At 67.5% G+C, this 9,677-nt stretch carries 10 protein-coding genes and 1 pseudogene; 10 read left to right on the top strand and 1 reads right to left on the bottom strand.

Annotated elements, in window-relative coordinates; genetic code table 11:
• From AB4Y99_RS23205 to AB4Y99_RS23185, 5 genes and pseudogenes are all read left to right on the top strand, one after another.
• A partial coding sequence (locus tag AB4Y99_RS23205; RefSeq protein WP_441524981.1) for an ABC transporter permease occupies positions 1-907 on the top strand: 907 nt, incomplete at its 5' end.
• Between the two features lie 14 nt (positions 908-921).
• Positions 922-1,845 carry an ABC transporter permease gene (locus AB4Y99_RS23200; RefSeq protein WP_441524982.1) on the top strand — a complete coding sequence of 308 codons (924 nt, stop codon included), beginning with the start codon at positions 922-924 and terminating at the stop codon, positions 1,843-1,845.
• Between the two features lies 1 nt (position 1,846).
• A pseudogene (locus AB4Y99_RS23195) lies at positions 1,847-3,260 on the top strand (ATP-binding cassette domain-containing protein).
• Positions 3,261-3,314: 54 nt separating this feature from the next.
• Positions 3,315-3,695 (top strand): oxalurate catabolism protein HpxZ, encoded by a 381-nt coding sequence (gene hpxZ / locus AB4Y99_RS23190; RefSeq protein ID WP_038358979.1) that lies wholly within the window; start codon positions 3,315-3,317, stop codon positions 3,693-3,695.
• A gap of 97 nt (positions 3,696-3,792) precedes the next feature.
• Complete coding sequence (locus AB4Y99_RS23185) at positions 3,793-4,482, top strand: GntR family transcriptional regulator (RefSeq protein ID WP_142021762.1); 690 nt, start codon at positions 3,793-3,795, stop codon at positions 4,480-4,482.
• Here the strand turns inward: AB4Y99_RS23185 and atzF are convergent.
• On the bottom strand, positions 4,464-6,269 hold the full coding sequence (atzF, locus tag AB4Y99_RS23180) for an allophanate hydrolase (RefSeq protein WP_441524980.1): 1,806 nt from the start codon (positions 6,267-6,269) through the stop codon (positions 4,464-4,466). The genes AB4Y99_RS23185 and atzF overlap by 19 nt on opposite strands.
• 292 nt (positions 6,270-6,561) lie before the next feature.
• Here atzF and AB4Y99_RS23175 point away from each other — a divergent pair, with 292 nt between their 5' ends.
• The 5 genes from AB4Y99_RS23175 to AB4Y99_RS23155 all read left to right on the top strand — a co-directional run.
• On the top strand, positions 6,562-7,248 hold the full coding sequence (locus AB4Y99_RS23175) for a cysteine hydrolase family protein (RefSeq protein ID WP_441524979.1): 687 nt from the start codon (positions 6,562-6,564) through the stop codon (positions 7,246-7,248).
• 32 nt (positions 7,249-7,280) lie between these two features.
• Entirely contained in the window at positions 7,281-7,421 is a 141-nt protein-coding gene (locus AB4Y99_RS23170) for a hypothetical protein (protein ID WP_441524978.1), read from the top strand.
• Positions 7,418-7,642, top strand: coding sequence for a DUF4089 domain-containing protein (locus AB4Y99_RS23165; RefSeq protein WP_142021765.1), 225 nt, complete (start codon positions 7,418-7,420; stop codon positions 7,640-7,642). Before AB4Y99_RS23170 ends, AB4Y99_RS23165 begins: the two co-directional genes overlap by 4 nt.
• Positions 7,639-9,060: an AtzE family amidohydrolase gene (locus tag AB4Y99_RS23160; protein WP_441524977.1), complete on the top strand. Its 1,422-nt coding sequence runs from the start codon at positions 7,639-7,641 to the stop codon at positions 9,058-9,060. Before AB4Y99_RS23165 ends, AB4Y99_RS23160 begins: the two co-directional genes overlap by 4 nt.
• Positions 9,061-9,369: 309 nt before the next feature.
• Positions 9,370-9,677 (top strand): DnaJ domain-containing protein (locus AB4Y99_RS23155; RefSeq protein ID WP_441524976.1); only part of this gene is annotated, 308 nt, incomplete at its 3' end.

Below are 9,677 nucleotides of genomic sequence, written 5' to 3'. Positions count from 1 at the left end.
CTATTTCGCAGGCCCTGCCGCATCGCCGCAGGCGATCATCGAGATCCGCTCCAAGCTTGGGCTCGACCAGCCGCTGCCCGTGCAGTTCGTGTCCTATGTCACGGCGCTGGTGAAGGGCGATCTCGGGACCTCGCTGACCACCGGCCAGCCGGTGACGGCCGACCTCGCCGCGCGCCTGCCAGCCTCCGCCGAACTGACGCTGGCCGGGCTGCTGCTCGCCATGGCGGTCGCCTTGCCGCTGGGCATCCTGGCGGCTGTGAAGCAGGGCTCCTGGATCGACCATCTCTGCCGCGTCGTGGCGACCGCGGGCGTCTCGCTGCCGGTGTTCTTCACCGGGCTCCTGCTCGTCTATGTCTTCTATTTTCTACTTGGCTGGTCACCGGCGCCGCTTGGGCGGCTCGACGTCTTCGCCTCCGAGCCGCCGCGCGTGACCGGTCTGCTCCTGATCGACACGTTGTTAGCGCGGGATTTCGAGACCTTCCGGGGCGCTTTCGCTCAGCTGATCCTGCCGGCGGTGACACTCGCCATCTTCTCGCTGGCACCGATCACCCGCATGACGCGGGCCTCGATGCTGGCCGTGCTCGGCGCCGATTTCGTGCGCACCGCCCGCGCCAGCGGCCTGACGAACCGCAAGGTCATCGGCACTTATGCTTTCCGCAACGCCATGCTGCCGGTGGTGACGACGCTCGGCATGGTGTTCTCCTTCCTGCTCGGCGCCAATGTGCTGGTCGAGAAGGTCTTCGCCTGGCCCGGCGTCGGTTCCTATGCGGTCGAGGCGCTGATCGCGTCGGACTACGCACCGATCCAGGGCTTCGTCCTGACCATGGCGATTCTCTACGTCGCCCTGAACCTGATGATCGACGTGCTCTACGGCGTCATCGATCCCCGTGTCAGGCTGGAGGGTTGAAGAGCGTGAACGACATGGCCAAGGTCGAGCCGGCACCCGCCCAGGCAATCCCTGCCGAACCCGCTCCGACGCTGCGCTTCGAGGCGCCGCCTTCCACCAGCCTGTGGGCGCATGCGCGCCATATCGTCGCCGAGAACCCGGTGACGGGGCTCGCCTTCGGGCTGTTCGCGCTGATCCTGCTGGCGRCAATCTTCGGCCCCTCGATCGTCCCCTACGATCCGCTCGCGAGCAACACCAACGCCGCCCTGCAGGCGCCGAGCCGGGCGCACTGGTTCGGCACGGACCAGCTTGGCCGCGACATCTTCAGCCGCGTGGTGGCGGCGACACGGCTCGACTTCTCGATCGCGATCTTCTCGGTGGCGCTGGTCTTCCTGATGGGCGGGCTTGCCGGCGTCATGGCCGGGTTCTACGGCGGCTGGATCGACAAGGTCGTCGGCCGCGTCGCCGACACCATCATGGCCTTCCCGCTTTTCGTGCTGGCGATGGGCATCGTGGCGGCGCTGGGCAACTCGGTCGGCAACATCGTGCTGGCGACCGCGATCATCAATTTCCCGCTCTATGCCCGCGTCGCGCGTGCCGAGGCGAATGTGCGCCGCGATGCCGGCTTCGTGCAGGCGGCGCGACTTTCGGGCAATTCCGACTGGCGGCTGCTCCTCACCCAGATCGTGCCCAACATCATGCCGATCATGGCGGTGCAGATGTCCCTGACCATGGGCTACGCGATCCTGAATGCGGCAGGCCTCTCCTTCATCGGGCTCGGCGTGCGCCCGCCGACCCCGGAATGGGGGATCATGGTGGCCGAGGGCGCGAGCTTCATCGTCTCCGGAGAGTGGTGGATCGCCTTCTTCCCCGGTCTCGCCCTGATGATCGCCGTGTTCTGCTTCAACCTGCTCGGCGACGGCGTGCGCGATCTCGTCGACCCCCAGCGGAGGAACTGACATGACGGCAGTCCCTCTGCTCGAGATCAGGAACCTCACCGTCGAATTCGCCACCCGGCGCGGCGCGGTGCAGGCGGTCAAGTCGATCGATGTCAGCGTCGCCAAGGGCGAGACCGTGGCGATTGTCGGCGAGTCCGGCTCGGGCAAGTCGGTCACGTCCTATGCCGTGGTGCGCATTCTCGATCGCGCCGGCCGCGTCGCCGAAGGCACGATCTCGTTCTCGGGCGTTGATCTCGTCGCGGCCGACGAGGCCCAGATGCGCGATCTGCGCGGGCGCGAGATCTCGATGATCTTCCAGAACCCGCGCGCAGCGCTCAACCCGATCCGCAAGGTCGGCAAGCAGATCGAGGACGTGCTGCTGCAGCATGTCCAGGCGCGACAAGGTCGTCGTGATGGAAAAGGGCAAGGTGGTCGAGACCGCGCTGGCCAGCGAGATCTTCCGCAACCCGCAGCATCCCTACACCCGCAGGCTGATGCAGGCGACGCCGCGACTGGGCACGAGCCTCGCAGACTTGCTGCTCGACGCGCCGCAAACCGTGCCCGCCGAAGCCAGGACAGCCGTGACTGAGCCGAAACCGGCCGCCGAGGCCGGTCCCCTGATGCAGGTCGAGAATCTGGTCAAGGAATATCCGCGGGCCGCGACCGGTGCGCTCCTCGCCAAGCTGATGGGCAAGGCCGAGCCGGAAAAGCCGGCCTTCCGCGCCGTCGATGGCATCAGCTTCAGTATCGCCAGGGGCGAGACGCTGGGGCTCGTCGGCGAATCCGGCTGCGGCAAATCGACGACCTCGATGATGGTCACGCGACTGATCGACCCCAGCGGCGGCAAGATCGTCTTCGACGGTACCGATATCGGTGCGATCCCCGCCAAGCAGTTCGCTGCGTCGCCGTATCGCCGGCGCATCCAGATGGTGTTCCAGGACCCGACCGACAGCCTCAATCCGCGCTTCACCGCCGAGCGCGCCATCGCCGATCCGATCATGCGGATGGGTGCGGTCAAGGGACGTGATGCCCTGCGTGCGCGCTGCGAGGATCTGGCGAGGCTCGTCGGCCTGCCGGTCGAGCTGATCGACCGCTTTCCTCACCAGCTTTCCGGCGGGCAGAAGGCGCGCGTTGGCATTGCGCGCGCGATCGCGCTCGACCCGGATCTGGTTGTTCTCGACGAGCCCACGGCCGCGCTCGACGTGTCCGTCCAGGCGGTGGTGCTGAATCTCCTCGAAGAGCTCAAGGGACGGCTCGGCATGAGCTATCTCTTCGTCTCGCACGATCTCAACGTGGTGCGGCTGCTCTGCGACCGGGTGATCGTGATGAAGACGGGTTCGATCGTCGAAGAAGGCACGGCGGAGGAGGTGCTCGGCGATCCCAAGGCGGAGTATACGAGGGAGTTGCTGACCGCGATTCCGCATCCGCCGCTATAAGCGCGTCCTGCTCGCGATCGCCATCGCGGGATAGTTCTCTGGAGATGCCTGCAGATGAAGATCAACGACCCTGCCGTGCTGGCCGAGGTGGAAGCCGCCTTCGCAGCCTATGAGGCCGCGCTTACCGGCAACGACGTCGCAACGCTGGATGCGATCTTCCGCAAGGCGCCCGAGACCTTGCGCTACGGTGTCGCCGAGAACCTCTACGGCCATGACGAGATCGCTGCCTTCCGCTCGGCGCGCTCGCCGGTCGGGCTCGAACGGACGCTGGAACGCACCGTCATCACGACTTATGGCGACACGGCGGCCACGGCGAACACCATGTTCCGGCGCGACAGCATGGTCGGCAAGGTCGGTCGGCAGAGCCAGACCTGGGTCAAGTTCGCGGAAGGCTGGCGCGTCGTCAGCGCCCATGTCAGCATCATCCCCGAATGAACGGCAGGCGGCGGCGCATTCTTCATGACGCCGTGACCGGCATCGCTCTGCCTGCTATGCAGGCATCGGCGATCCCACCTGCCTTCCGATCCTGATCATGCCGCCGCGCCCTGCCGCCACTTTGGCGATATCCAAACCTGCAGCGCCACCGCGGACGCGGACCGAAGCACTTCGTCTGCAGATCGCCGACGAGATTGTGTCGGGCGCGCTCGAACCGGGAACGCCCCTCGACGAGCAGGAGCTTGCGGCGCGGTTCGGCGTCTCGCGTACTCCGGTGCGCGAAGCGATACGCCAGCTCTCGGCCTCGGGTCTCGTCAGCGTCCGGCCGCATCGCGGCGCGGTCGTGGCCTTGCCCACTCCGACGCAGCTCGACGACATGTTCGAGGCGATGGCCGAGCTTGAGGCGCTCTGTGCGGGACTCGCCGCCCGCAACATGACCGTGCCCGAACGGCGCGGTCTGGAGGAGTTGCATCAGGCGCTGCGCGCGCTCGTCCATGAAGGCGATCCCTTGCGCTATCATGAGACCAACGAGGCTTTTCACGCCGCGATCTACTCGGGCTCGCACAATGGCTACCTTGCCGAACTGACCCTGATGACGCGCGCCCGGGTCGCGCCGTTTCGCAGGGCGCAGTTCCGGGCGGCCGGGCGCCTGGGAGGCTCCTATCGGGAGCACGACCTGATCGTGCAGGCGATTCTGCGGGGCGACCAGTCCGGCGCGGCAGAGGCGATGCGCGCCCATATCGGCATCGTGCGCGATGCTTTCAGGACCTATGCGGGAGCGTCCTGAGGCTTGGCCTGCGCCGCGACGAAAGCCCGCCAGCCGCCGAACTCGGTCACATCGCGCGCAGCCTCGGTCGCGATCTGTTCGCAGAGGAAACCCTTGACCCGCGTGCCGTCGGCCAGCGCCAGCGTGCCGATGCCCAGCGGGGAGGGGATGCCTGCGACGAAGCGACCAAAGCCGTCGGCAGGCATCGCCCAGACCTCGAGCGTGATGGCTGCCCCGCCTTCGCGGACGCGGATCAGGCCCGGCCGCGCCGGCGGGCCGCCGGGTAAGGCGAAGAGCCGGTAGTCCGCCGTCGTGGTGGTCGCGCGCAGGAATGTCGCGCCAAGCCCGGTCAGCTCGCCATTAAGCGGCATGCCCGACAGATGCGCGCCGACGACCGCAATCTCAATCGTGCCCTGTGAAGCGGCCATCGGAAGATCCGCAAGCGGCGGCATCGGCGCGTCCAAGGCCCCGAGCGTCAAGCCGGAGGCGTGATGGAAGGCGCGGCCGAACGTGGCCAGCGCCGCATCGCGGCCGGACGGCGCGATGAAGGTGACGCCCGCCGCAGTGCCATCCTTCGCCAGGCTCACCGGCACGGCGAGGGCGCACATGTCGAGCAGGTTGACGAAATTGGTGTAGCGCCCGAGCAGCGAGTTCCCGCCGATCGGGTCGGCGGCCATCTCCGCGAGAGTGACCGGTCGCGGCGCCGTCGGCACCATCATCGCGTCGATACCCTTCAGCGCGGCCCTGGCGGCGAGTGCAAGCTCGGCCAGCCGGTATTGCGCCGCGAAGGTCTCGGCCGCATCGGGCAATGGCTTGCCGGCAATCACCTGCCTGATGACGGGCAGGATCGCTTCGGGGTCACGCGTCAGCAGCTCGCGGATCGCGAGGAAGCGTTCGGCCACCCAGGGGCCGTCGTAAAGCAGACGGGCCGTCTCGTAGAATGGCGTCATATCGAGGGGGACGATCGTCGCGCCCAAGGCCTGCGCACGCTCGACCGCCAGCGCGAAGCTGGCGGCTGCCGTCGCATCGCCGTCGAAATCGAGATCGGCGGATCGCGGGACGGCAATCTTCTGATGCGGCGGCAATGCGCCGGATTGCCCAAGCGCGACAGGCCGGGAGAACGGGTCGGTGGCATCGGCGCCCGAGATCACCTCCAGAACCGCCGTCGCGTCGTCGACCGTCAGAGCGAACACCGAGACGCAGTCGAGCGTGCGGCAGGCCGGTACGACGCCCGTCGTCGAAACCAGGCCGAGGCTCGGCTTGAGCCCGACGAGGTTCTGGAGGCCGGCCGGCACGCGCCCGGAGCCGGCGGTGTCGGTGCCCAGCGCAATCGGGACGATGCCAGAAGCGACCGCGCTGGCGGAGCCGGAGCTGGAACCGCCGGGCACCAGATCGACCCGCAGCGCATTGCGCGGCGTGCCATGGGGCGAGCGCGTGCCGTTCAGCCCGGTGGCGAACTGGTCGAGATTGGTCTTGCCGATCACGATGGCGCCGGCGGCCCTCAGCCGGGCGACTGCGGCGGCATCCTGCGTCGGTGTGTAGGCGAAGGCCGGGCAGGCGGCAGTGGTCGGCAGGCCAGCGACGTCGATATTGTCCTTGACGGCGACCGGCACGCCCCAGAGGGCACGGCCGCGCGACCCCTCCGCCTGCAGCCGCTCGGCCTCGGGCCGGAGCGCGATGAACATCGCCGGATCGTCGACCGCGCGCAACCGGGCATAGCTCGCGGCGACGGTCTCCGCGAGGTCGCGGCTCCCGTCGAGATGGGCGGAGAGGATGTCGCTCAGAGTCCGCACGGGCAGGCTTTCCATTTGAGGGGATGGGTTGACTGGTTAAAAATTGATCATTCTTTGCATCATTGCATGCAAAGATTATGCAATGAGCCTCCGCTTGGAGCGCTTCCCGGAAAGGCGGGGCTGTCCGCCGCAGGTCCTGCGGGCGGCAACGATCTTCGGAATCGCAAGTTTCCTTTCCAGATCAGCATGATGAAGCGGTCCGTCCGCCGCCATTGCTCCTTCCGATGGTGGCCGCGCGTTGCGAGCCGGAGCAGGCACAGCCCTTGCAAAGCCCGTTCCGTTCGCTTTGCTCGGGGAACGCCGCCTGATGCCAGCCGTCGAGATTGCCGCGAAGCCGAGTGCTCTGCCTGTCGACTTCGTTCGCACGGCCCTGGTCAACATCGACATGCAGCGCGATTTCCTGGAGCCGGGCGGCTTCGGCGCGGTGCTGGGCAACGACGTCTCGCTGCTCGCCAAGGCGGTCGCGCCCTGCCGCCGAATCCTAGAGGGCGCGCGCGCCGCCAGCCTGCTGGTGATCCACACCCGCGAGGGGCACAGGCCCGATCTCTCGGACGCGCCGCCGGCCAAGGTGCAGCGCGGACCGGCGGAGAAGCGCATCGGTGCCGACGGGCCGATGGGGCGCATCCTGATCCGCGGCGAGGCCGGGCACGACATCGTGCCGGCACTGGCGCCGCTGCCCGGCGAACCCGTGCTCGACAAGCCTGGCAAGGGCGCCTTCTACCAGACCGATCTCGACCTGATCCTGCGCAACCGCGGCATCGAGACGCTGCTGGTCTGCGGCGTCACCACCGAGGTCTGCGTTCATACGACGGTGCGCGAGGCGAACGACCGGGGCTATCGCTGCCTCGTTCTGGGCGATGCCTGCGCTTCGTATTTCCCCGAGTTCCACGAGGTGGGCCTGCGTATGATCGCGGCCCAGGGCGGCATCTTCGGCTGGGTCTCGACGACCGGCGAGGTGCTGACGGCGCTCGCCCGGACGATGAAGGCGGCGTGAACCACGGCTGAAAAACGGGGACCGGAGGTATGATGGCGGCGACTGCGACGATAGGCTCTTCACCGAAGCTCTGGACGCCGGGCGACTGGAACGCCCTGTTCGGCTTGGGCCCCCATATCCTCGTCAACCTGCTGACCACCGAGCCGCATGGCAAGCTGGAGCCCGCCGAATGAACGACGCCAAGCCGGCCTTCGATGCGGCGCGCCATTGCGATGCGATGGCGCCCGCGCTCGGTCTGACGATCACCGAGGATCAGCGCCCGGCGGTGCTGCAATTCTTGACCATCGCCGAGGCCATGGCGGCGATGGTCTTCCGCGCTCCGCTCGACGAGGCGGCCTTCGAACCGGCCGGCGTGTTCCGTGCCGGGCGTTCCGGCGGCGGAGAACCCGCGTGAGTTTCGACGCCTTCGCTCCGGCCCATAGTATCGCCACCGATATCCGAGAGGGCGCGATCAGCGCGAAGGAGGTCGTCGGCGGTTTTCTCCAGCGCATCCACGAGCTCAACCCGGCTCTCAACGCCTTTACCGACGTCACAGCCGAGCGCGCCCTCGCGCAGGCTTCAGCCATCGACGCCCGCCGCGCCGCGGGCAAAACGCTCGGGCCGCTCGCCGGCGTGCCTTTCGCTGCCAAGAACCTGTTCGACATCACGGGTCTGCCGACCCGGGCCGGCTCGAAGATCAACCGCGCACGCTTGCCCTCTGAACGCGATGCGGTGTTGATCGAGCGCCTGACCCTGGCCGACGCGATCCTGCTCGGCGGTCTCAACATGGGCGAATACGCCTATGATTTCACCGGCGAGAACGCCCATGACGGTCCCTGCCGCAACCCTCACGACCTCGCCCGCATGGCGGGGGGATCTTCATCAGGCTCGGGTGCTGCGACGGCCGCGGGGTTGGCGCCCATCTCGCTCGGCTCCGATACCAATGGCTCGATCCGCGTGCCGAGCTCGTTCTGTGGCGTCTTTGGACTGAAGCCGACCTATGGCCGGTTGCCGCGCACGCGCAGCTTTCCATTCTGCGACTCACTCGACCATCTCGGCCCTTTCGCCCGCGACGTGACCGACCTCGCGATGGCCTATGACCTGATGCAAGGCCACGACGCGCATGATCCGGCCTGTGCGGTCCGGACGATCGAGCCAACGCTGCCGACGCTGAAGGACGGCGTATCCGGCCTGCGCATCGCGATCGCCGGAGGGTATTTCGCGACGGATGCGATGCCGGAAGCGCAGGCCGCCGTCACCGCGGTCGCCCGGGCGCTCGGCGCAATGCGCGTGATCGATGTCGCCGGAGCGGGCATCGCGCGTGCGGCCGCTTTCCTGATCACGAATGGCGAGAGTTCGGCCTTCCATCTCCAGCGGCTGCAGCAGCGCGCCGATGATTTCGACCCCGAGACGCGCGACCGCTTCCTGGCCGGCGCGCTGCAGCCGACGGCCTGGTATCTCCAGGCGCAGCGGGCGCGACGCTGGTTCCACGACGAGATGATGCGGCTGTTCGAGACCGTCGACCTGATCATCGCGCCGGCGACCCCCTGCACCGCGCCGGAACTGGGTCAGAAGACCATGGTGCTGCAGGGCAACACGGTGCCGCTCAGGCCCCATATCGGATTGTTCACGCAGCCGATCTCCTGCGTCGGGCTGCCGGTGGCGGCCGTGCCCGTCTTCGGGGGCTTATTGCCGATCGGCGTTCAGCTCATCGCGGCGCCCTGGCGCGAGGATATTTGCCTGCGCGCAGCCTATGCCGTCGCCCGCGCTCAGGTCGCTTCCGCCCAGCCTCCGCGGCTGGACCATGACTTGAATCGCCTGCGCAAGGGATGATCTGACGGCAGCGGATTTTGCAACGGGTGCTTTTGGGCTACGAAGTCCTGATTGGGGCGCCTCCGGGTTGAGGCGCGACGCGTCAATGGCCGCCCATGACGAGGCCTTGGCCCCCATCCGGCAGAACAGGCTTTGAAACCGCGCCCTTCCGTGCAGAAATTGCGCTCGCGCCCGGATCGTCGCGCGTCCTGCCGGACGCGGTAACGGTGGTCCATGTATCTGTTATCGCATCGGATTCTTTCGAGACGTGGATTCCGGTTCTCGGTCCGATGCGATAGCGCTGTCGACGAGATGTTTGCGGAGTAGCCCGTGAGAAATCCTTACGAGGTTCTGGGTGTCGCCCCGACGGCTTCGGCCGCCGAGATTCAGAGCGCCTATCGCAAGCTGGCGAAAAAGCTGCACCCGGACCTCAACCCCGGCGACAAGGCGGCGGAGGATAAGTTCAAGGAGGTGGCGAGTGCGAACGACCTGCTGAGCGACGCCGACAAGCGCAAGCGCTTCGACGCCGGCGAGATCGACGCCTCCGGGGCGGAACGGCCGCAGCAGCACTTCTACCGGGATTTCGCGACCTCGGACCAGGGCAATCCTTATGCCGATGCGTCGGGCTTCGCCGATTT

The organism is Allobosea sp. TAB14 (assembly GCF_052113865.1).
In the GTDB taxonomy this organism is placed as follows: Bacteria; Pseudomonadota; Alphaproteobacteria; order Rhizobiales; family Beijerinckiaceae; genus Allobosea; species Allobosea spartocytisi.
The sequence above is the reverse complement of the archived record's forward strand: the minus strand, read 5'-3'. Positions and strand labels throughout refer to the sequence as shown.

What these genes read in the sequence shown, in the direction of transcription:
- hpxZ (WP_038358979.1), top strand. Translation starts at nt 3,315, where the DNA reads ATGAAGATCAACGACCCTGCCGTGCTGGCCGAGGTGGAAGCCGCCTTC.
- AB4Y99_RS23185 (WP_142021762.1), top strand. Translation starts at nt 3,793, where the DNA reads ATGCCGCCGCGCCCTGCCGCCACTTTGGCGATATCCAAACCTGCAGCG.
- atzF (WP_441524980.1), bottom strand. Translation starts at nt 6,269, where the DNA reads ATGGAAAGCCTGCCCGTGCGGACTCTGAGCGACATCCTCTCCGCCCAT.
- AB4Y99_RS23175 (WP_441524979.1), top strand. Translation starts at nt 6,562, where the DNA reads ATGCCAGCCGTCGAGATTGCCGCGAAGCCGAGTGCTCTGCCTGTCGAC.
- AB4Y99_RS23170 (WP_441524978.1), top strand. Translation starts at nt 7,281, where the DNA reads ATGGCGGCGACTGCGACGATAGGCTCTTCACCGAAGCTCTGGACGCCG.
- AB4Y99_RS23165 (WP_142021765.1), top strand. Translation starts at nt 7,418, where the DNA reads ATGAACGACGCCAAGCCGGCCTTCGATGCGGCGCGCCATTGCGATGCG.